The organism is Kineococcus rugosus, from assembly GCF_050871975.1.
GTDB lineage: Bacteria > Actinomycetota > Actinomycetes > Actinomycetales > Kineococcaceae > Kineococcus.
Map to the genome: position 1 here is coordinate 33,296 of NZ_JBJLSJ010000017.1, position 22,982 is coordinate 56,277.

Sequence of the window (22,982 nt, forward strand, 5' to 3'; positions counted from 1 at the left end):
ACTCACCATGCCTTCGCTCGACGCTGCGCCAGCTCGGCGAAGTCGTTCTTGGTCATGAGACCGTGCTCATCGAGGCGAACACCGTTCCTCCGGAGGAAGTCGAGAGCAGTCTTGATCCACGACCCGCTCGCGTGGTGCTTGATGGTCGTGTGGGACGTTGGCCCGTTCTGCGCCACGTGCGCGCCGGGCAGCTCGTCACGCAGGTAGCCCGCGTCGAAGCGCGTCCTGCTGCGCTGCTCCAGCCGCTCCAGCGGTCCACCGAGGAAGACGTGCAAGCTGAAGTTGTGAGAGCCCTCGACGAGGCAGAAGTCGCCGCAGTTCACGTAGACGACTGCGGTACCGGCCAGACCTGGACCCTCCAACCGCGCCACGTCCTGCAGGCCGACGGCCACCGATCGACGCACCCAGCGCTCGATGTCGGCCCCGAGCACGAGGCGCACGTCCTCGATCCGGTCCTGCTCGTAGAGGCCGTTCAGCAGCCGCTTCCGGCGCTTCAACATGCGCTCCATGGACTCGTCCTTCGAGTTCGCGTACGTCTCGATGCCGTCGAGGAAGGCGGTCAGGTTCAGGCCGCTCATCCACCGGACAGCACGGGATCGATTCTCCTCCGGCAAGCCAGCCCACCACGTGCGCCAGGACTCGGTCTGCTGGAAGCGTGGGTCACCGCCGATGTCCAGCACAGCTTGCAACCAGGCACTGCTTGGGCGACGCGTTACCTTGTCGGTCAGTGCCACCAGGATGCGGTGTCCGAAGTACAGGCCGTCCCGATCGGTGTTCTCCGTGCGCTGACGAGCCATCACCTCGTCGGTGATCGCTGACAGGAAAGCGTGGTCGCCACGCTCCGCATCGGCGGCGGCGATCCGCGCCAGGTAGAACTCATCGCGCGCGACCCGGGCGAAGCGCGTGGTGGAGTAGGCGGACAGCAGCGCGTCCCGGAACCACCGGTTGAGATCCTCACCGGCCGCCACCAGGCGAGTCGCCAGGAGCTGAGGTCCTTGAGCGGTGAAAAGGTACTCGTCCTGCCGACGGAGGGACTCGACCGCGTCCAGGTGGTTGCGGCTGGGCAGGGCGGCGACGGCGTTCCGCACGACGTCACGCAGCACCGCCTGCAACCCGTCGTCCCAGCGGTCGAGCCGGTCGAGGTGGTCGAGGAACAGATGCGCCAGCAGGAGGGTCGTCAGACGCGAGACACCGCTGCGCTGCACGAGCCGTGCGACGGTCACCGACAGCGTGCGCCGCGCGAGCTCCGCGTCCTCGGCCCAGGCCGTCGCGGCGGCCCGCACGGCACGACGATCGCTCAGGCGTGCCGCGATGGCCTCCGGGTCGCCGGCATCCAACACCTGGCGCACGTCGGCGACGAGGGCGGTGAAGTTGCGTCCCGTACCGGCGCTGTCGATGAGCGCTGCCACGCGCTCGACGTGCTCGTTCCATGCGTCGCACACCTGGTTCGACCGCGGGGACAGCGTCAGCTGGGGCACCGGAGGGTGCGCACGGAGCTTCACGAGCCGATCCCCGCGGCCGTGCGGATCTGACCGATCTCCTCTTCGGAGAGCTTGTGCTCGGTGAACCGGATGTCGATGCGCCGGTTCGCGGCACGGTCTTCCGGCGTCACCTGGACCGGGACGACCGGGCGGGTGTCGGCGTAACCGGACACGGAGAAGAGCCGCTCGCCGGTGTGCCCGTGGAGGGTCCCCAAGTCAGCGGGCAACTTGTCCTCCCACAGTCGCCACAAGGAGATTGCACGGTTCGCGGACAAGCCCCAGTTGCCCCCGTAGACACCGCCGATCGGCACGTCGTCGGTGTGGCCTTCGATGAAGACGGTGTCCAGCTGCAGGTACCGGTCACCCTCATGCAGGACGTCGTCGACGACCTGCCCGATCGCAAGCGCGTTGGCCTCGTGCTCCGGCCTGATGTCCGCCGACCCGCTGTCGAAGCCGAGGAGGTCCGTGGGGACACGCAGCACGGTGTTCGTCGGGTCGGTCTCCACCTGGACCCCCGCAGCGGAGAGTCGATCACGCATCTCGACGACCATCGCGGCGCGCACCTGCTCGCTCGTCCCGAGGCTGCCGAGGACCTGGTCGAAGGCGTCGTTGCGCGCTTTGGCCGCGGCGGCGTCCTTCTTGGCGTCGGCCAGGGCGCTCTGCTCCTGCGTCAGGGAGAACACCAGGGCGACGGCCGCCAACATGAAGACGGTGAGCAGTGCCGTCATGAGGTCGGCGAAGGAGATCCACACGGACTCCTCTTCGCCCTCGCTGCGCCTGGACCGCCCGATGAAGCGCCGACTCATGCCGCCGAGGCCTGCTCGGTGGCGCCGCGAAGGCGGCGGACGGTGTCGTACTCGTCGATGGCGTGGGAGAGCGCCTCGATGGCCGTGAGCATGTTCGACGTGAACTTCTCCGTCTGAGCGTCCCACTCGGTCATGCGACGACCGGTCTGCTTGCTCACCTGCTCCGCGTAGTCCGCCAGCCAACCGGCGGTGGTCTTGGAGTGCTCGACCAGCTGCCGGTTGAGGCTGTCCAGGAAAGACTCTTGATGGGCTCGCATGTCGGTGAAGCCGCTCTTGAGCAGACTGGACGCCTTCTGCAGCGCTTCGACCGACGCTGCGGTCTTCTGCGTGAGCTCAGTAACGGTGCTCTGCTGGTCGACCAGAGCCGTCGCGGCTTCGGTCGTCTTGTCGGCGAGGTCGTCCATCGTCTCGATGGCGTCGGCGAGGATGCGGGCCAGCGTAGTGCTGGTGCCCCCGATCTCGGTCGCCACCCGGGCGAGGTTGTCGCTGATGGACTCCATGCCGCCCGTAGCTGCCCCCACGACGCTGGCTGCCTGCTCGAGGCCGGCCACGACCTTCGGCAACGACTCGTCCAGCATGCGCATCTGGCGTTCAGTGGCGTCGTTGACAGCACGCATCTGGGTCGTGACCGTGGTCCGCAACTCGGACATCTGGTGAGTCGTCATCGTGCCGATCGCTTCGAGCTGCTGTGCGGAGGTCCGGTGCAGATCGTCCAGGGTCCGGGTCGAGGTCTCCTGCATGTGACGAGCCTGCTCGGACGCAGCCCGCTGCAGTTCGTCCAGAGTCCGAGTCGACGTCTCCTGCATGTGACGAGCCTGCTCGGCTGCTGCGCTCTGCAGCTCCTTGACCTGGTGCGTGGTCGTCGTGCGGATCTCATCAAGCTGATGAGCAGTCGCTTGCTGCGTCCTTTCCAGAGCGACGATGGAGGCCTCGTGCATCACGCGGACCTGCTCAACCGCAGACGATTGCAGATCGCTCAATGTCTGAGTAGTTCCCACCCTGAGCTCTTCGAGATGCGACGCCGACGCACGCTGGAGTCCGTCGACAGCCGTCGTCGTGGCCTCGCGCATGTGACGAGCCTGCTCGGCTGCTGCGGACTGCAGCTCCTTGGCCTGGTGCGTGGTCGTCGTGCGAATCTCGTCGAGCTGATGAGTAGCCGCGCGGCTGGTCTCCTCCAAGACGGCTGCCGACATCTCGTGCATCCGACGAGCCTGTTCGGCCACGGAGGACTGGAGCTCGATCAACGTTTGAGTGGTTCCCGTCCTGAGCTCTTCGAGGTGCGATGCCGACGCACGCTGGAGCCCGTCGACAGCCGTGGTGGTGGCTTCGCGCATGTGACGTGCCTGCTCCGCCGCCGCGTCTCGAAGCTCCCTGGACTGTTCGACCGTCGTGGCCCGCAGCTCTTCCAGGTGTTCGGAGGATGCCCGCTGCAGAGCGTTCAAAGTCTGGGTGGACGTCTCCTGCATGCGCCGCGCCTGCTCGGACGCCACGACTTGGAGCTCGGTCAGCTGCTGAGCAGTCGTCGCACGAACCTCCTCGACGTGCGCCGCAACAGCTCGCTGCAGCTCACCCAGCGCCTGAGCTGAGGTTTCGTGCAACTGCCGTGACTGCTTGATGGCAGTCAGCTGCATCGCCTCCAGGCGCTGTGCGTGCTCGTCGGAGTGGCGCGCCATCTCGACGCCCATGTGGTCGAGCGTGGACCGCATGGACTCGGACGACGACTTCAACTCGTGGGCGAGGGACAGCCCCATCTCGCGGAAGGAGCTGGTCAGCTCCGCCGAGACCAGCTTGAAGACTTCAGCCGAGTGCTCCACGCTCCGCTCAGCCAGCTCTCGGATGATCGGGGTCAGCGAGTCGTGGATCGCCTCGCTCACCGATGCGCTGACCGCTCTGCTCGTCTCCTGTCCGATGTGCTGGACGGTCTCCTGGAGCGCACTTCCGACCTTCTCGTGGAGCACCTGGAGCGCCTCGTTGGAGTCGCTGGAGTGGACTGCGATGTCGGACAGGGACTGTTCAGGTGTCTTCAAGGGGAAGATCGCGTCGATGCGCACCTGGAGCCGGCGGAGCTCCTCCAGGACCTTGCGCTCACGCAGCCGCAGGACGACGTTCGTGACCAAGCTCATGAAGACGCCCCACAAGGAGGCGGTGAATCCTAGGGCCGCCCCGTCGACGAGCGTTTGGATACCTACCCGCAGTTCCTCGGGAGTGGAGCCGAGATCGAGTCCGCGCAGCCCCACCGTCAGGCCGAGGAAGGTGCCGAAGAGCCCCAGGGTGGTCAGGACGGTCGGTGCGGCACCGAGCACCCGGTTGCCGATCAGTCCGGGCGCGAAGCGCTGCTCGGTGAAGAAGCTCTCGGCCGGGACGGACGCGTGCACGGACGTCCCGGAGGCCACCAGAGTTCCGTCAAAGTCCGCCCAGGCGCTGCGCACCGCAGCGGAGTGGCGAGACGCGACGAGCGCCAGCTCAGCTCGACGGGCGCGCGGGTCACTCGTGCTGGTGGACGAGTTGGCGAGTCGGATAGCTTCTCGCACCAGCCTCAGGGCGTGCCTCGCGCGGCGGTACGCCACGGCGATGACCCAGGCGCTGAGCCCGAGGATGATCAACCAGAGGATCGGCGTCACCGACTCCACGCCGCCGTCGACGATCTCCCCGACATCTGGGACGACCAGCTCGACGAAGCCGATGCCTGTGTCACTCATGGGTCCTCTTCCTGGCATCGACAGCGTGGGTGCGGGGCCGGATCTGGCGGCCGTCTAGAACGTCGGATCGCTGTCAAGCAGATGTGAGCTCGAGCCCCGTGATTCGCTCGAACGGCCGTCTCGTGGTGCCTCGGGGCACTGCACGGCCGTCGCTCCTCGATTCCGGGTGAGCCGATCGTCCCGATCTAGGCTGAGGGCATGACCGGAGAGCTGTCCTTGTTCGGAGACGATGAGCCTGAAGGCGTCGAAGACCTCGAAGCGGTCGTCGCCCCGATCGCGCCGTGGCAGGAGGCGCTCCTCCGCAAGAGCCTCGACGGTCTGGGTCTAGTGACCATGGACGAGCGTCAGCGTGCGATCGAGACGGCTGCCGGCCGTCCCGTGGAGTCTCTGCGATCGCTCACCCATGCAGAGGCGCTCTCAGTTGCGGAGCGGCTCGCAGCGGTGACGCCGAAGACGGCGAGCTCCACCACGTCGTGGGACGACCGCGAGGAGAGCACCTGGATCGACCGACTCTGAGAGCACGTGAGTCACCTGGATTGACCGATTGCGTCCCAAAGATCGTGTGTGGTTAATCGAACACGGCATCGCCTCAAATCGGGCGACATCGTGCTTGCTCCTGCCTCGGCAAGCCCTTCGCACTCCCGATGAGTGGATCTGGCTCGGGACGAGCCAGATCGGCCCAGCGCTCCTCGCCCAGTGCTTGACGAGAGCTTCGGGGTTCAAGGCTAAGTTCATCGGCGTGCCGGGACAGGGATTGGCGCCGAGAGGATCGACTCGTGAGAGGCGTCTCCCAGCCCGGGGTCACCCCGCCCGTCTCTGCGGGGTGGGCAATGCTCAGCACCCCGGCTGTCCGCCCAACGCTGCAACCAGGAGCAACACCCGTGATGTCTACATGCGCTGCGAGCTCACAATGACGTCGACGATCATCGCCGCCCGACATCCTTCGTAGACGTCGCCGTACCGGTAGGCGGCGTGAGACGCCGCCAAGCCATGTGCTTCTTCACGCTGTCGAAGTGGATCTATCGCCGACTGTCAGCTCGCGTGCTGGCGCACACATGCTCCAAGGCACTGGTGCACTGCTCGCTCATGAGCGATCAGTCTTCTAACAGCCACCAGCCAAAGGTCACTGCTCCCTCTTTGCTGACGTCGGGGGTGATCGCTCAATTGCCTTTCGTCGTCGTGTCGAGGTGCTTCCCGATGTAGCCGATGTAGACCTTCCCCGTCTTCCGGGTGTCGTCGTAGTAGTGCAAACGCGGGGCGAACATGTCTGACCTTGGAGGCTTGAAGTGCGCGTACATCGCTACGCACCCGTCAGGGTGCACTTCGGTGGGGACGGGGAAGACACGCTGCGCGGAGAGCCGAGGGCTGTTGACGACAGTCTCTGATTCGCCCTTGGCATACCTGCGCAGGGTTACCTTGCGCGTAGTGACGGTTTCGTCCTCCAGGTAGGCCTGGACGGGCCCAGAGTGCTTTGTGCGTGCGTAGTCGTAGAGAACGAGGATCTGCTCCCACAAGTCACCCCGGTGCCGGCGCTGGTTGTCGCGCAGGTCCACGGCGGCTGCCTTCTCCCGCTCGCCGGTGAAGACCACGAACTGAGAGATCCGGCTGCCGCAGCCGGCGGTGAGAAGATCGACGATGCCTTCGACATCATCAGGCTCCTCCTCCTCGGCCTCCGAGACGTCGACGTAGACGTCGTAGACGGAGGCGGCCCGTAGTTTGCTTTCCAGTGCCGCGACCTGTCGCTGCAGCTCACGAACCCGGGCCTCCGCGCGGCGGCGGGCCGTGGCTTCGTCGACGGTGAACAGCTCCTGGATCTCAAGCTCGGCGCGCGCATCGTTCCGCTCTGCTTCGAGGGTCGCGAGGTCCTCCAGGAAGCTCTCAGTGGCCTCGGCGTCACTGCGCAGTCGTTGCAGCGAGGCATCAGCCACGTCCAAGTGCTCGAGCTCGAAGCCGTCAGCGCCGAGACGGGTCAGGAGCTGCACCACGCGCGCGTGCTCTGCGACGCCCAGCTCGACCACGTCTAGGCGGCGAGCCCGCCGCTCCGTGCCATCCCAGACGGTAGTGACGGTCCCCGGCTCGACAGGAGCGACTGGCTCCTCCGGGCGCGTGATGACCGGCACCTCGGGGAGAGGAGTCCTGCGCGCCAAGATCTCCTCTCGTCCCAGAATGCGAAGCGTCCTGGAGAGGTCAGGGGGCAGAGGTCGGTCGAGGAACCGTTGGCGGGATGTCCGGGCGTGAGCGAAAGGCAGATGCCCGGTGACGCGAAGCCCCTTGCCGGTCCGCTTGAGGTGTCGCGCCATCGTGCGGGGTCCGAGGGTGCGGTGGCGCAGGCCGTCGGCCGGGTCGTCGAGGTCCACCTGCGGCGCGAACGTGCGGATGCCGCTGTGCTCGATGCGGTGGCTGTCCGGCAGCCGCTTCTCCAGCTCCGCGTGCGCCGCTTCGGTCAGCACATACCCCGTGGAGACACCGCGACTTTCCTTCAGGAGGCTGTCCAAAGCGTCGCGCCACGGGTCGACCGGTACGCCGAGGATGGCGCCTGCAACGACGACGGCCACATTGCGCGCAGGATCGAGGATGGCTTGGAGGAGATCAGGTACGTCTGAGGCGTGGACGATGACGGGAGCAGGTCGGAGAGGAGTATCGCCGTCACGGACCTCGACCGCCTCGAGGACGTGCCGAACGATGTTGGGCGCTGATCCGCGGGTCACCGCGGTCTCCGCGTCGACGTCACCGACGTCGAGCTCGATGACGAGCGACTGAGCGTTGCGCTCCACACCGGAAAGGTTGGCCGCGATGACGGACACGGTCCACGTACCGTCGTCGCTCTCCTCGACGTGCCGGAGCGCCTGCCGCACGGAGCCGTCGGTTCCGACATGCCTGACCACCGTCAGGTGGGCTCCGGGACCCGTCTCATGGGTCCCGGGACCGTCCCAGTCGGCGTTCGTCAAGACGTTGCGCGGCTTGCGGTCGCTCTTCAGCTTGCCGCGCAGCCAAGACCGCATCTGGTCGTCGGCGACCGCGACCGCATCGGTCGTCTCAGGCAGGCGGAAGACCGCCCGATAGCCCAGTGTCATACCCGCCTCCGTCAGCGATCAGGGAACTTCGGATCTTGATTCGCACCGTGGCGGGGTGTCCCGACACATCACGTAGAGCCTCGGGTCACAGTCGGCCACCTTGGCTTCTGGGTGAGGACAGTGTTCTCAACCCCGTGTGGTGGCGTGTGCGCTCGCAAACGGTGATCAATCCTTGGCGGAACCCGTGACGCTCAAGTTCGGGTTGAGCAAGTCCTGGGTCGGTCAGCTGCGGTCAGCTTGACTCGAAGCCTGAGTCGTCGAAGCGCAAGGTCGTGGCGTTCTCCGACACCGTCCGGATCTTCGCCTCGTCAAAACCACCGGGTGCCTTCGCCTGGATTTCGAGCCGCAACTCGAGCTCGACGCCGTCGACAGCGGCGAGCTGGGCGATGACTTCCTGCTGGATGACGTGCAGCTGCCGCGCGTAGGACTGCGGATCGAGCTGCTTGGTGCCCCAGTAGCGAGTGCGCCGCGCAGCAGGAGGCACAGGACCGGGGCCAGGGCCAGGACCAGGGCCCGGACCCGGACCCGGACCCGGACCCGGACCAGGACCCGGACCAGGACCAGGACCAGGACCAGGACCAGGACCAGGACCCACTACTACCTCGTCGTCTCGCTGCTTCTGCGCCGGCTCGGGCTTGACGATCAGCAAGCTGTCGGTCGCGGGAGGCGGCGGAGTGTCGTCGGTGGGCAGCCACAAGCCGATGTAGCGGCCCGCGTCCTCGTCGTACCCCTCCGCGAGCGCGAAGGTCGATTGTTCCCAGCCGATGACGGAACCCGCGGCGTGCACACCCTCGGCGAGCACGAAGCGCTTGCTGAGCCGCGCGAGGTAAGGGTACGTCGTGTAGTAGCCCCACAGCGTCCCGAAAGAGAGATGTCCCGCTTCCCACGCCTTCGCCAGCGGTCCCCGCAGGTCGACGCGGAGCAGGGTGGCCGCCCGCTGGGTGCTGAGCTGGTTGACCTGGCCGAGCTTGACGACGGCACGCTCTACCAGGTCCTTCGCCGTCCCCTCGGCCTTGTGGGCGATGACGTCGAACGGCTGGGTGGGGTCGAGCTGTTGCGCGGCGAGCACCCAGTGGTAGGTCGCCGTGAGCCGCTCGCTGACGAGCTGGTCGGAACGGTCACGGCGTTCCTTGGCCTGTTCCTTCTGCTGGGCGGTGAGGTCGAGGCTGCTGTCGGCGTTCTGGTAGACCCACTTCCAGGCCAAGTGCTCGCGCACGGCGGCGTCCAGCTCGGCCATGCGGTTGGTGTCGGCGGCGAGGGCGACGACCATGTTGCGCCTCGTGCGCTGTCCTGAGCCGACGTGTTCCACGATGCGCCGGTACGCCTGAGCAGCGGGCGACTTGCCGTCAGCCTTGCGGTCGTACGTGACACGTGGGTGCAGCATAACCAGACGCACCTCGTCCGTGTCGGGAACCTCACCGGGGTCATCAGTGACGTGGGTCGCGGCGATGCCCCGGGGGTCGTTGCGACGCTGCTTTGCAAGACGATCGACGAGCTCGGCCCACACGTCGGCGGCCTGGAGGTTCTCGGCGTGGTCGCGGGCTGCGCGGGTGGTGTTGGCCTGCGTGAGGAACCAGGACCGGTTGTCGAGGGCGTAGTAGTACGTCGCCCGGTCGCCGAGCTTGGCGAGGGCCGAGTGGAAGTTGCCGGGTACGTCACCAGGTAGCGCCGTGCCGAGGAAGAGGCGGCTGCGGTCGATGCCCCGGTGAGCCCCCTTGAGGGTTGGGGTTGCCCCGAAGAAGACGGTGCGGGCGAGACGCCGGGTGACCTGGCGGGCGCCGAAGAGCGCCCGGTTCTCGTCATCGATGCGGGCAGGAGTGCTGCCCTCACCGTCGACGTCGGCGTCGATGACCACCTTCCACTGGTCCTCGAGGTACTGAGTCAGCTCGGTCATGACCGTGGGGTCGGCCAGCGGCACGCTGCCGGGCATGATGAGCGGGAAGGGGTCGTTGCTCTTCCACAGGGAGTTGACGACGGTGTTGAGGAGCCGCAGCACACCGCGGGTGCGCTGGAAGCGCTCCAGCGTCGACCAGTCGGTGTAGAGGCGGTCGAAGAGCTCGGGATGAATGGGGTAGCAGCGGCGGATGCGGTCGACGTACTCCTGGTCGCGCACCTCACCGGGGAAGTCGGTGGAGTGCTTGCGGTAGAAGTCGACGACGGCCTTGGCCGTCGCGGTGATCCGTGCGTGCGCCTCGCCGCTCGGCGGGAGGAACAGCCGGCGTCGGACGATCTCGAAGGACTCTTCAGCGCTGGCCGGACGCCACTGGTCGGCAACACGCCGGACGACATTCTGCAAGGCAGCGAGGGCCTCGCGTCCACCGCGGCCCCCGACCTCCTCATCGTGGACGGTGCCCTCGGCGTACGGGGAGTCGCTGGAGGCGGGGATGGAGATCACGAGCAGCGCACCCGGGGTGCGCTTGACGGCTTCGGTGAGCGTCTGCGCGAAGGTGAACTGGGTATCGAAGCTGCCGCCGGCGCGGTCGTCGCTGCTATAGAGCTGCCGTGCATAGGCGACCCACTCATCGATGAGGATGACGGCCGGGGCGTAGCGCTGGAGAAGAGTGTCTAGCGCACCGGCGGGGTTGGTGCTCGTGCGGTCAGCCTCCGCGACGATGTCATAGCCATCCTGGCCACCGAGCTGCCACGCCAGCTCCCCCCACAGGGTGCGGCGCAGCGGCTCGCCATCAGTGCCGCCGATGCCCGAAGCAGACAGGTGGTTGCCGACGAGGGCCACCCGCTTCACGCGACCGCGGACGGCGTCGAGGCCGGAGCCTTGCAGAAGCTCCTGCACGTCCTGGGGGAAGTCGACGAGGGCGTGACCGGAGACGATGTGCCAGAGGGCCAGCATCGAGTGCGTCTTGCCGCCACCGAAGTTGGTCTGCAGGTTGACGACGGGTGCGGCGTTCATGTCGCCGCTGACGCGAGCGACCGCTCCGGAGAGCAGGGTTTTGAGGCCGTCGGTGAGGTACGTCCGCCCGAAGAACTGGATCGGGTCCGTGTAGTCGCCGTCCGCGGTGACACCTGGCGCCAGCTTCCCTTGGGAGGCCATGGCGACGGTATGGAGGTCGGCAGCGAACTCGGCGGCCCGGAAATTGCCAGAGCGGACGTCGTCGTGCGGCTGGAGGACCTCTCGCCACGGCAGCAGACCGGCGGTGTCAAGCTCAAGCGCCGCCGGGACGACTCGTCGCACCTCCTCGGCAGCGCTGACGCGGCGGAGGTCAATGCGGAGCTGCTTCACCTCATCGGCGCGGCCAGGATCACCGACCGCGCGCAGGAGGCGCTCGGTAGTGTCGAGCGCGCGGTAGGCGTCGTCGGTGCTGAACGGCTGGTGGTGCGCCCACTTGTTGCGGACGTCGCGCAGCTCGCTGGCGAAGCTCTCCTCAACACGGGAGAGGTGCTCGTTGAAGGGGTACCAGTTGGGCTTGATCTGGGCGGTGACCTTCTCGGTGAGCACGCGGAGCTGCACTTGGAGGTCACGGCGGTCGTAGGTGCGAGGTGCCCCACCGGCCTCCCTGACCTTCCGGGCATCGCGTGCGGCGATGAGGATCGACCAGTCTTGCCCCTCGGGTGTTTCCGGAGCGAGGACCTGGGCGATGAACGGGTCGAGTCCTTCAGCGAGGAGATCGAGGGTCTTGCCCACGCGGTCGCGGTTGCTCAGTGCCACGGTGGTGCCTCAGCTCTCAGTGTCGAAGTCGAAGGCCGCCTGCAGCGGGCCGGCGGGGGCGAGCTGCACTTGGGTGGCCGCCTCGTTCCAGGCGGTGACGAGGGCGTTGAACATCACGGCGACCTCGGTGAGCTTGCGGTCCTCCGCGATGGAAAACAGCAGGAAGCCCAGCTCCTTGGCGGTGTCCGCGTTGCCAACGCGGTCGGCGTACGCCATGACCTTCGCCATGCCGGGAATGCCCTCGGTGGTGACGGCGTGCGCGAGACGCAGCACGAACTCCCATGCGGTGACGGTGTCGTGCGGGCCAGGCTCGAATGTCTCGGACAGCTCGTCCGGGCGCAGCAGCTGCACGCTGCCGCCGCCGCTACGAAGGATGCCGAGGCGAGCCAGGCGCTGCACGGAGGAGTTGCGGGCTCGAGCAAGGCTGTCGGCGGACCCGAAGTCGCCCGCGTCGAAGCCGTGCTGGCGGAACCATGCGATGGCGAAGCGGGTATCGGTGTCGAAATCGCCCTCCTGCTCAGCTAGCACCTCGTCCAGCACCTCATTGATGCGCGCCAAAGCGTCGCGCACTGTCATAGAGGAACCATCGTCTTCCAATACTTGCGCGTACTGAGAGTACGTTGCCATGCCCGGCCCAATTGCAGCTTGGGGCAGGTCCACTGGGGCAATGGCGCCCTGTTGCAACTTACGCAAGGCGTCAGGCAAGTCGCGATGAAGGTTCGCAACAAATCCTCGACGGTCGATGATCGAAGCATCGTGCGACCGCGGACGAAGCGACAAGACGATGGAGGAAGCAAGAGCATTGGTATTTCGGCCAACCATTCGAGTAGCCATTTCAGTACGCAGGGGCCATGTAGACGTCACAGCCCATCCGGACCGGATCATTCCATGCAGCAGTGTTTCCCAACCCTTGGAAGCTTCGCCCATGACGTCTGATTCTGACTGCTTGAAGGCGTAGTAAACAGTCATCGGGAAAGCTGTATTCGCCTCATCGCGGACTCGGCTAAATACCTCACGGAAACCCGATTCAAAGAATGCGCGCGCCGAATCAGGTCCCCCGTGGCGGTACGGATTCGCCACAAGTTCATCGGATTTGGGTGTCAGCATCGTTGCCAACAGGTCTGGGTACAAAGACTTCAAAGATCGACGAAGCCATACATAAGAAAAATCGGACAAGTTGGCGTACTCAATGTTGTCATAGTATGGAGGATCCGTGCTCAAGACTCCAGAGAATGAAGCCGCCTGCGCGGACGAGTGCTTAACTGCGCCACGCCCATGCCCCGCATTCTTTGCTATGGCATCAGCTGCACCTTGTACGACGCCGCTCCAGTCTCCACCCGCTCCCGAGAATGGGGTAACTTCAGCGTAATCCCAAGTCATTGCAATGGCTTGACGACCGAATGCTGGAGCACTCTTGTCAGCATCCGCTCGCCAACGAGCCAACGTACAATGAAAAACGGCCATTTTGGACGCGCAGAGGCCCAAGTAGGTGGAGACCGCGACAGCGTACTCCTCAGAAGAAACGCCAGAAGAGATAGTCTTTCCGGCGCCTTGCCCATCGATGGCGATGCGTTCGCGCACCTCACTCACTAAGTCACTAAAGGTGCACAGCATTGTCAACTGACGAGAGCTGAATAGGTCCGCAAAGGAGGTCAATCCGTAGGGAGGCACCCAGATGTTTCTCGGATCATATGCCATCTCTTGACTAGGGACCTCGTCTGGCCGCGTCACCATGGCCAGGTCTTCCTGAGCTTCGGAGGGTTCTAAGTAGACACGCGACCGTCGATGCTCTGCCACCGTCGCCATCAGCTGCACGCCAAGACGGCCCGCTACTCCCTCGTGTTTGATGTGTTCTCGATTAACAGCTGCACCACAACCTACGCAAATAGCGCCGGTTCGACTGACCGTCCCATCCTCATCCTTACCTGGTCCGCATTTGATGTTGCGCCCAATAGTGAACTGCACTTTGCCGTCCACCACGCGGGGAACCACATAAGCTTCTCTGCCCTTTCTCTTTCCTAGCCACCATGAGCGCACCAGTGGCATCCGAATTCCACAAGCAGGATTCGGACACGTCACTGTTCGCGTCCAAATCCACGCGATGACCGTAGCGTCGGTACCGTCACCGAGCTTTACCTTCGGGTAAAGATGACCAATGCGCTTCTCCGCCTCATCGCGCATCCACTGCCCGTACCGCCGCACGTCTTCTGCGAGCCCCGTCGCCCGCGGCCAGTGATCCGACTTCGGCGCATCGGGGTGCACCGGCGGTTGCCCCGCGAACTTCGGCGGAATTTCGATGAGCGCCTTGTTGATGAGCACCGCAACGGGGTTGAGGTCGGAGGCGTGCGCCTCCAACCCGAGGCGCTGTGCCTCCAGCGGGATCGTGCCGCCCCCGGCGAACGGATCGAGGATGGGCGGTGGGTTGCCGTCGGTGGACTTGAGGATCTCCTCGTGCGCGGCCTTGAGCAGCTTCTCGTTGCCGGCGTTCTCCCACACGACGAGTTCCTCGATGAGGGCGTGCAGGCGCTTACGTTCGCGCGCCTGATCCTCCTCGGTGGGGAACTTGTCCGGGTGCGAGGACGGGTCGTCGACCAGCTGCGCGAAGAGGACCGCCCGCGCGGCCGCCAAGGGCCGGCGTGCCCACCACAGGTGCAGAGTGGAGGGGTGACCGTGCCGGATGGACTTCTCCCGCGCGGACTCGCGGTTGATGGTTTCCAGCGGCAAGGCGACCTCGATGAGCTTGCGGCGCGGGACGGGAGCGGGGCTGTCGGACATGGCACTTCCTCGACGCAGGGACTGACTGGTACGCGATGGGGCGGGGAGCGGTCAGAACGGCACGGAGGCCCTCCCCCAGGTAACGGGCCAGTTGCCGCGCACGGCGGTGGCGGCGAAGGAGCCGAGCTCGGTATCACGGAAGGGGTTGGCCAGATAGCGCACCCGGTCGTGCTCGGGCCCGTCGGGTGAAACCTCCACCATCGCCAACCGGTACCGGTCACCCGCGTTCTTGGCGAAAAGCACCTCGTTCGCGGTGACGGTGAAGTCGTCCGCGCCGGCGACGCGCCCCTTGACCTCGAGGAGCAGTAAGTGCCCGTCGGGGCCGGTGGACTCGACGTCGTAGCCGGGGTTGCTGTGCGGCATCTCCACCGGCTCCCGCCCCAGCGCACGCTCCGCGGCGAGGACCGCGTCCACGGCCCGGCGTTCGGTGATGCGCGTGTCCACCGGGTGCTGTCCTAGCGGTGCGGCAGTGCCGACCAGCCCGGCCGGCAGCACGAGGGCCGCGCCGACGATCCGCGGGGGCCGGGCGGTGAGCTGTTCCTCCGCGGCGAGCTGCGTCAGGCGCTTCTCCCGCCGCTTCTCCAGCTCCTCCGCACGCCGCTCGGCGCGCCGGGCGGAGGTGCGGCCCTGCCTGCCCGCGGCTTCCTCGGCCCGGAGCTTGGACGCCGTGGCCCACCAGGTGCTGACCTCCTGGTCCAGCCGCTGTCGCACGGCCGCTCGGGTGCGGTGGATGCCCGGCACCAGCCGGTCCCGTAGCTCGGTCACGTGCCGCGGCAGACTCTCCTGCACCGCCCACTGCGTCACCGCCTGCTCCACTCCCCCAGCGAGCCACGGCTGAGCCAGCACGTCGTCCACCAGATCGGCGGCCTCATCGGGCAGCGGCTCGGCATCCAGGTACGGGGCGGCGCCCGACGCCGTGGCCGTGCCCGAGGGTGTCAGCGTGACGTACGCGAACCGCTTGCTCACCACCGCGTCGAAGCCGTTGACGACCTCCTCCAGCACCGCCACCACCAGCCGCGGTTCGGTGCCGGGGTCGCGCGGATCCAGCAGGGCTGCCCCCCGCTCCAGCACGCCACCCCACCGCTCCTGGGCGGCGTCCAGCACCGCGTCGAGCAACGGGTGCCCCGGGGCGAGCAGCTCCGCTCGTGGGGCGTCGCGGGCTTCGAGCCGGGCCGGGTCGAACGTCACCCGCGCGTACCGGTGGGTCACGGCGGCGTGCGGCCGGGTGGCGCGCGCCAGGATGGCGGACGGCACGTTGGGGATCTCGAAGCGTCCTGCCTCACGGGGCGCGAGCCGGCCACCCAGACGGGTGAACGCTTCGGTGGCGCAGCGCTGCACGAAGTGAGGTTGCAGCCGCCGCGCCCGGGCCTCGTCCATCTGCCGCCGCAGTGCGGCGACGTCGACCTCCGCGGCGCGTGTCTCGTGCAGGGCGCGTTCTGCGAGCAGCTCCTTCAGCCCGTCGGCCACTTGGGCGTCGACGACCGCGTCGAGCTCCGCCTGCCGCTCCGGCTGGTCGCCGTAGCGAATAGCGTCGACGAGCAGCTCGCGCAGCGGTCGGTCCTGGAAGGCGTTGCCGAGCACGTCGAACAGTCGGCCGCCGTAGGCGCGGCGCTGCTCCTCCGCCTTCTCCAGCAGCCGGACGAACACCTGCCCCTCGCGCGTCTCATGGGCCACGAGGTTCCACAGCCGGCACACCTCACGCTGGCCGATGCGGTGGATGCGGCCGAAGCGCTGCTCCAGCCGGTTGGGGTTCCACGGCAGGTCGTAGTTCACCATCAGGTGCGCGACCTGGAGGTTGAGACCCTCGCCAGCCGCGTCGGTCGCCACGAGGACCTGGCAGGTCTCGTCCTGCGTGAAGCGCTCGCGCACCCGAAGCCGCTCCTCGCGCGGCACTCCGCCGTGGATCGTGACCACGGCGTCGTCGCGGCCGATGAGGTTGCCGATCCGGCCTGCCAGGTAGGTCAAGGTGTCGCGGTGCTCGGTGAAGACGATGAGCTTGCGCAGCGCGCCGTTCTCCCGGGTCAGCAGCTGCTGGTCGTCGAACAGCCCTCGCAGGCTGACCCACTTGGTGTCCGTCCCCGCCGCCAGCACCCGGGCTGACAAGACTTCGAGCTGCTCGAGGACCACGATCTCGGCGTCCAGCTCGGCGACCGTCCGCGCGGCGGTGGCCGCGTCGACGACACCTTCCTCCACGTGCTCCGCCTCGGCCGCAGTCAGGTCGTCGGGGTCGTCCAGCGCCAGGTTCGCCAGGCTCGACTCCAGCGACGCCTCCAGCGGGGAGGTCACCGCCCCGGCGGCCATCTCCTCCCGGCGAGCCTGCAACCGGGCGCGGCGGCGCTGCAGGGAGCGGTGGATCGCCTCGGGGCTGGACGCCAGGCGCCGCTGCAGCACGGTCAAGGCGAAGCCCACCGTCCGCGAGCGCTGGCTCTCACCCTCGGCCTGGAGTGTGTCGGCGCGCGTCATCTCGTCGCGGACGTAGCGGGTGACCTCTTCGTAGAGGTCCTCCTCCAGCGGGGAGAGTGCGAACGGGACCGTCTCGGCGCGCCGCTCGGGGAAGAGCGGCTTGCCCTCGAAGGTGAGCAGGTCCTCCTTGACCATGCGGCGCATCAGCCCGGTGGTGTCGGCGGAGTGCACGCCCTGGCGGTAGCGACCCTCGAAGCGGTCGGCGTCGAGCAGCGCCAGGAACAGCTGGAACTCGTCCTCCTTACCCGCGTGCGGGGTGGCGGTCATCAGCAGCAGGTGCCGGGCGACCGTGCCGAGGACCCGGCCCAGCTCGTAGCGCTTGGTGGTCTTGACCTCCGTACCGGCGTACGTGGCGGACATCCGGTGCGCCTCGTCCACGACGACCAGGTCCCAGTCGGTCCGGCGCAGGCCGTCCAGCAGCTCCGGCCGCCGAGCCAGGACGTCCATCCGAGCGATCGCCAGCGGATGAGCATCGAACGCCGTGCCGCTCACCACCTCGGCCGGCGACGGGGCCAGCACGGCGAAGTCCAACCCGAAGCGGGTCGCCAGCTCCACCTGCCACTGCTCCACCAGGCTGCCCGGCGCCACGATGAGGCACCGTGCGAGGTCTCCGCGCAGCATCAGCTCCCGGGCGTAGAGACCGGCCATGATCGTCTTGCCGGCGCCAGGGTCGTCGGCGAGGAGGAAGCGCAGCGGCGTGCGGGGCAGCAGCTCGCCGTAGACGGCGCGGATCTGGTGCGGCAGGGGGTCGATGTCGCTGGACGTCACCGCGATCATCGGGTCGTAGAGACCAGCCATCCGGATGCGAAGCACCTCCGCCGCCAGCCGGAAGTCTGCGGCGTCAGCGTCGAAGGTCCAGCGCAGCGGTCCGCTGGTCAACGCGAGCCGGTGCTCGTCCGCCCGGTAGAGGAGCTGGTCGCCGAGCGAGCCGTCCGGTGCCCGGTAGGTCAGGGTGAGAGCATCGGCGCCGTGCCAGGTGGTGGCGAGCACCTCCACGGCGACGCCGTTGCGGACGCCGTGGACGTGCGCTCCGGCGACCAGCGTCTCCAGGGTCGTCACACGCCCGCCTCGATGACGGGGGCAGCCACTGGCCCGGTGATCACGGGCACCGGTGTGCTCTGACTGGCGGCAAGCCTGACCTGCCGCCCCCGCTCATGCGAGAGCTGATGACGGCCGCGTCGCTCAGGCTTCTCATTGCTCGAAGCACTGGATCAGTCTGCCCCATGCCTGTGATTCACGTACCCCGTACGTGTCACTCGACGTGACGAACGCTTGCGGCTCCCGTGGCCGGTGGCGGTGCCGGCTCGACGAGCAAGTCGAAGTGGGAAGCAACGTCACAGGTGCGCCGACAGCGCCAACAGGCTGTTGAACAGTCGAGATGCCTCCGACCTCATGGCGCGCTCCCCTCCGTCACCTCCCATGATCGTCCAGTGAGCTTGCTCCACCGAACCAGTCATCGCCACTCCCCGTGTCCGACTCATCGGGCACAGTGGAGATGACCCGCCAGGCAGCGGCGGCCCGGCACCACGAGGAAGACCCGCGCATGAGCACCCCGACTGCCCCGAGCAGCACCCCCGGACCCATCGCCTCCGCAGCGCACGTCGTGAAGCTCCTCGACTTCCTCAGCGAGTACGACGCGCAACGACACCCCGCCGTCCTCGACATCGCCCAGGAAGGTCTGTACCGCGTGGTCGAGGGGCAGCTCCCCGCCGTGCCGGGCATCACCTTCGACCCAGCTGAGCAGCACTGGCTCCGCGTGGACTACGTCGAGCTGCCGGCCGCGCCCACCCCACCGGCGTCGGTCCGTGACGTGCTCTCCGGCCCCCTCACCGCCGTCCACCGACCGGAACTGATCCCCGAGCCCGAGCACCCGGGAGCCGAGGCCGACCCGGAGGAGATCGCCCGGTGGGACGACATGCGCCGTCAGCGCGAGCGCGCCGAGCAGTGGATCGACACGAGGTGGCAGCCGTGGTCCGAGGCCTACGCGGCGGCTCAGCAAGCGAAGAAGGCCTACCGCGACCTCTTCGAGGCCGCTGAGCGCCTGCACACCGATCGCGACAGCGTCGAGCTCGTCTGGGGCTTCGGGATGCTCAAGTGGCGGCTGGGCACGGACACACGCATCTCCCACCCACTGCTCACCATCCCCGTCGAGGTCACCACGGACCCCGCGACGCAGGCCCTGTCCATCCACCCGGACGGGGCGATGGAGTTGCAGACCTTGCCGCTGGCCGGGGTGGACCTGCGCGACCGTGCCGGGCTGAACGTCAAACGCGACGCCCTCGCCCAGGAAGTCCTCGAGCCGTGGTCCGACGAGGTGACCGAACAGCTCCGCGCCACCGTGCGTCTGCTGCACGAAGCCGGTGCACTGCAAGGAGAAGCCGACCACCCGGCAGGTGCACCCGTCGTCGACCCGAGCTGGGTGCTGTACTTGCGGCGCCGCCAGCGCGACTACCAGGGGTTCCTCGACAACCTCCGCACGCTGTACCAGGACGGAGCCGCTGTGCCGGCGGCGCTGGCTGCCCTGGTGGCTGAGGAACCGTCCAGAGTCGTCGGTAGGGCCCTCGACGGACGCCAAGGCACCGGCTCGAGCCGTGGGTCCGGGGCGACGGAACCGTTGCTGCTGCCGCTGCCCGCCAACGAAGAGCAGGCCCGCATCCTCCGGCTCGCGCAGGAACGTCCCGGCGTCACCGTGCAAGGCCCGCCGGGTACGGGCAAGACGCACACCATCGCCAACCTCGTCTCGCACTACGTCGCCTACGGCAAGCGGGTCCTCGTCGTCGCCGAGAAGGAGCAGGCGCTGCGCCGCGTCGCGGAGAAGGTGCCCGACGGCATCCGCAGCCTCATCGTCAACGTCTTCGGCGCCGACGAGGAGAGCCGCCGCGAGCTCGGGGCCGCCATCACCGGCATCCAGGCGGGCGTCAACGGCCTCGACCGCGACCACGCCGACGAGGAGATCGCCCGGCTGACCCAGGCGCTGGACGACCTCGACCGACGCATCGCCACGACGACGAGCGAGATGCTCACCACCCGCGTGGCCGAGACCACGACCCTGTCCGGTGAGTGGCCGGCAGGCATCGACCCGACGCCGCAGCAGGTCGCGCAGTGGCTGGCCGCTCATTCCGAGCTCGGCTACGTGCCGGACCTCGTCGAGCCCGGAACGGCGTGCCCGCTGACGGTGAGCGAGCTGGGGCGACTGGTGGAGCTGGTCGACCGCATCGGCGTACGACGAGCCGAGGAGTGCGCCTACGCGCTGCCGCTGCTGACGGACCTGCCGACCCCTGCGCAGCTGGCGCTCGCCCTCAGCCGGCGTGCAGAGCTGGAGCAACAACTCACCGCTGCTGCGCCGGTGCTCACCGACTGGAACCGGGTGGACGCCGCCTCCGTCGAGCAGCTCGAACAAGCGCGCACGCTGGTCGACGCGGAGGTCGAGCACCTCACGGCGGCGAGCGCGGGCTGGGCCGCCACGGTGAGCGAACAACTCACCGACCCGTTGTTGCACGAGGAGTGGGTGCAGTTCGCCACCGCCTGCACCACCCACCGCGAACAGCTGATGAGCTTGCGCACGCCGCTGCGCGGCCACGACGTCACCGTGCCTGATACCCCGGCGAGTGATCTGGGCACCCAGCTGGCCAAGGCCCGCGACGCCCTCGCCGCCAAGGGCAAGCTCGGCCTGTTCGCCGGCGCGGCCAAGCGAGCGCTCGAGACGTGCACGGTCGACGGGCACGCCCCCGCCACCGCGCAGGAGGTCGAGCTGTGCGAGCAGGCGCTGGCGCTGCAGGCGTCGCGCCGGTCCCTCACCACCCGCTGGCGCAACCAGTTCGGCGATGTCGGCGGCCCCGAGCTGACGAGCGGCTCCCCGGAAGTCGAGTGCCGCGGGCCGCTGGAGGTGCTCGGTGGGCTGCTCGGCGCGGACGAGCGCTGGGGACGGATGGTCGAAGCGCTGGGCCGCCTCGGGGTCGACGTCCCGGTGAAGGCTTCGCTGCACGGGGCAACCCGCCTGCAAGAAGTGGTCGCGCTCTTCGACACCCGCGCAGTGGAACGCACCCTGATCGCCGAGTTGAGCGATGCGGAGGAACTGCTGCGCAGATCGTCCGAGCAGGAGGACGCCTCGCCGCTGTGCGCACTGCTGCTCGACGCCTTCCGCAGCGGCGCCACCGAACGCTACGGGGAGGTTCGAGAGCTCATCGCCGACCTGGCAGGCGTCGCACCGCAGGCGCTGGAACTGCGGGACCTGCGCGCTCGCCTGTCGGCAGCAGCACCGCTGTGGGCACAGGAGGTCCTCGCCGACACCTCGGCAGCGCGTGACGTGGGCGACCTGCCGGTGGCGTGGCAGTGGCGACAGTGCGACACGTGGATCGCCAAGATCACCGCCATGCCCTCCCCCACCGAACTGCAGGTACGCCTCGAAGAGCTCAGCGCCGAACGGCGTCGAATCGTCACCGAGCTCGTCAGCCAGCGCGCGTGGCGCAGGCTCGCCGACAACCTCGGCGACCGCGAGCGCAAGGCGCTCAACCAGTACCTGCAGGCCGTCAACCGGTACGGGAAGACGGGAGGCAAGTTCGCCGCCCGCTGGCTCGCTGAGCAGCGCCGCAGCCTCAACGAGGCCAAGACGGCCGTGCCCGTGTGGGTCATGACGACCAGCCGCGCGCTGGCCAGCTTCGCCGCCGAGCGAACGCCACCGTTCGACGTGCTCATCATCGACGAAGCCTCCCAGGCCGGTTTCGAGGCGCTGCCCGTCTTCTCACTCGCCTCCACCTCGATCGTCGTCGGCGACGAGAAGCAGACCAGCCCGGAGAACGTCGGCCTGGACCGCGCCCAGGTCTTCGACCTCATCGACGACCACCTGTCGAGCATCCACGGCCACCGGACGTTGTTCGACCCGGACAACAGCCTCTACGACATGGCGAGGCTGCAATTCCCCGACATCGTGATGCTCGTCGAGCACTTCCGCTGCCTGCCGGACATCATCGGCTTCTCGTCGGCCCTCTGCTACGACAACAAAATCCAGCCGTTGCGCGACCAAGCACCCGCACCCGGGTGGAGCGCACTGGGTGCCGTCCGCGTCCTGGACGGGTACCGCACCGGTGGTAGGACGACGACGGTCAACCGCCCCGAGGCCGAAGCCGTCGTCGACCTCATCGCCGAGCTGGATGCCGACCCCCGCTACACCGACATGACGTTCGGCGTCGTGACCCTCCTGGCCGGCGGTCAGGCGCGACTGATCGACGAGCTCCTCATGGACCGCCTCGGTCCCAAGCGCTTCAACGAGCGTCGTCTCCGCGTGGGTGAGGCCGCCGCCTTCCAGGGCGATGAGCGTGACGTCATCGTCATCAGCGTCGTAGCAGCGCTCGACTCGGGTACTTCGAAGAATCGCATCGCGGGTGCCGCGACCAGTTTGCGCGACCAGCGCCGGATCAACGTCGCCGCCTCCCGAGCTCAGCAGCAGATGTGGGTCGTGCACTCCGCCGACCCCGAGTCCTTCCCCGACGGCGACTACCGCGCCGCACTCATCCGGCACTGCCGCGACCCCCGTGGCATCGAGAAGGCCGGAGAGGAAGCGCTCGCGCTGTGCGAGTCGCCCTTCGAGACGGCAGTCCTCCAGCGCATCCTCGCCCGCGGGTACCGCCGAGTACGCGCTCAGCACCAGGTCGGCTCCCCCACCCGCAACTACCGCATCGACCTCGTCGTCGAAGGTCCGTCCAGCCGGCTCGCCGTCGAGTGCGACGGGGAACGCTGGCACGGGCCCGACCGCTGGCACGCCGACCGCGCACGCCAGCAGGTGCTGGAGCGAGCCGGGTGGACGTTCGAGCGGATTCGCGGCTCGGCGTTCTACCGCGACCCAGACTCGGCATTAGAGCCGCTGTGGGCGCGGCTGGCTGCGATGGGAATCCCGACCGGGAGCGAGTGGGTCGACGGGGATGGCCCGCAGCCTACGGTGCGGAGCGTAAGCGGTGCGACCCCGCCTCACGCTGAAGCGGGGGCTTCCGGTGAGAGGTCGCTCTGACGCTCTCCTGAAACGG

The 22,982-nt window shown here is 67.8% G+C and carries 9 protein-coding genes; 2 read left to right on the forward strand and 7 right to left on the reverse strand.

The genetic code is table 11. The features are described 5' to 3' along the window. Positions 1-2: 2 nt before the first annotated feature. Genes ACRYM6_RS11595 through zorA form a run of 3 tightly spaced genes read right to left on the reverse strand, consistent with a single transcriptional unit; the run spans position 3 to position 4,986 of the window. Complete coding sequence (locus tag ACRYM6_RS11595; protein ID WP_432543028.1) at positions 3-1,478, reverse strand: EH signature domain-containing protein; 1,476 nt, start codon at positions 1,476-1,478, stop codon at positions 3-5. Between the two features lie 20 nt (positions 1,479-1,498). Continuing rightward, positions 1,499-2,233, reverse strand: coding sequence for an OmpA/MotB family protein (locus ACRYM6_RS11600; protein WP_432543029.1), 735 nt, complete (start codon positions 2,231-2,233; stop codon positions 1,499-1,501). 50 nt (positions 2,234-2,283) lie between these two features. Further along, positions 2,284-4,986, reverse strand: coding sequence for an anti-phage ZorAB system protein ZorA (zorA, locus tag ACRYM6_RS11605; protein WP_432543030.1), 2,703 nt, complete (start codon positions 4,984-4,986; stop codon positions 2,284-2,286). Between the two features lie 198 nt (positions 4,987-5,184). On the opposite strand from zorA, the gene ACRYM6_RS11610 reads away from it, so the two are divergent. Further along, on the forward strand, positions 5,185-5,502 hold the full coding sequence (locus ACRYM6_RS11610; protein ID WP_432543031.1) for a hypothetical protein: 318 nt from the start codon (positions 5,185-5,187) through the stop codon (positions 5,500-5,502). Positions 5,503-6,146: 644 nt separating this feature from the next. On the opposite strand, the gene ACRYM6_RS11615 is transcribed toward ACRYM6_RS11610, so the two are convergent. The 4 genes from ACRYM6_RS11615 to ACRYM6_RS11630 form a co-directional block, all read right to left on the reverse strand. After that, on the reverse strand, positions 6,147-8,060 hold the full coding sequence (locus tag ACRYM6_RS11615) for a hypothetical protein (RefSeq protein ID WP_432543032.1): 1,914 nt from the start codon (positions 8,058-8,060) through the stop codon (positions 6,147-6,149). A gap of 232 nt (positions 8,061-8,292) precedes the next feature. Then, a complete protein-coding gene (locus tag ACRYM6_RS11620) occupies positions 8,293-11,724 on the reverse strand; it encodes a Swt1 family HEPN domain-containing protein (RefSeq protein WP_432543033.1) in 3,432 nt (1,143 codons plus the stop codon). A gap of 9 nt (positions 11,725-11,733) precedes the next feature. Beyond that, the gene (locus ACRYM6_RS11625; RefSeq protein ID WP_432543034.1) at positions 11,734-14,499 is read right to left on the reverse strand and encodes a DUF1156 domain-containing protein; all 2,766 of its coding nucleotides are present in this window, start codon (positions 14,497-14,499) and stop codon (positions 11,734-11,736) included. Between the two features lie 51 nt (positions 14,500-14,550). Next, the gene (locus ACRYM6_RS11630; RefSeq protein ID WP_432543035.1) at positions 14,551-18,021 is read right to left on the reverse strand and encodes a helicase-related protein; all 3,471 of its coding nucleotides are present in this window, start codon (positions 18,019-18,021) and stop codon (positions 14,551-14,553) included. Positions 18,022-18,565: 544 nt separating this feature from the next. Here ACRYM6_RS11630 and ACRYM6_RS11635 point away from each other — a divergent pair. Beyond that, positions 18,566-22,966, forward strand: a complete 4,401-nt coding sequence (locus ACRYM6_RS11635) for an AAA domain-containing protein (protein ID WP_432543036.1) — start codon at positions 18,566-18,568, stop codon at positions 22,964-22,966. Positions 22,967-22,982: the final 16 nt, after the last annotated feature.

Bases quoted from the DNA above. Each gene is read 5' to 3' on its own strand.
- zorA (WP_432543030.1), bottom strand. From the start codon at position 4,986: ATGAGTGACACAGGCATCGGCTTCGTCGAGCTGGTCGTCCCAGATGTC.
- ACRYM6_RS11610 (WP_432543031.1), top strand. From the start codon at position 5,185: ATGACCGGAGAGCTGTCCTTGTTCGGAGACGATGAGCCTGAAGGCGTC.
- ACRYM6_RS11615 (WP_432543032.1), bottom strand. From the start codon at position 8,060: ATGACACTGGGCTATCGGGCGGTCTTCCGCCTGCCTGAGACGACCGAT.
- ACRYM6_RS11625 (WP_432543034.1), bottom strand. From the start codon at position 14,499: ATGTCCGACAGCCCCGCTCCCGTCCCGCGCCGCAAGCTCATCGAGGTC.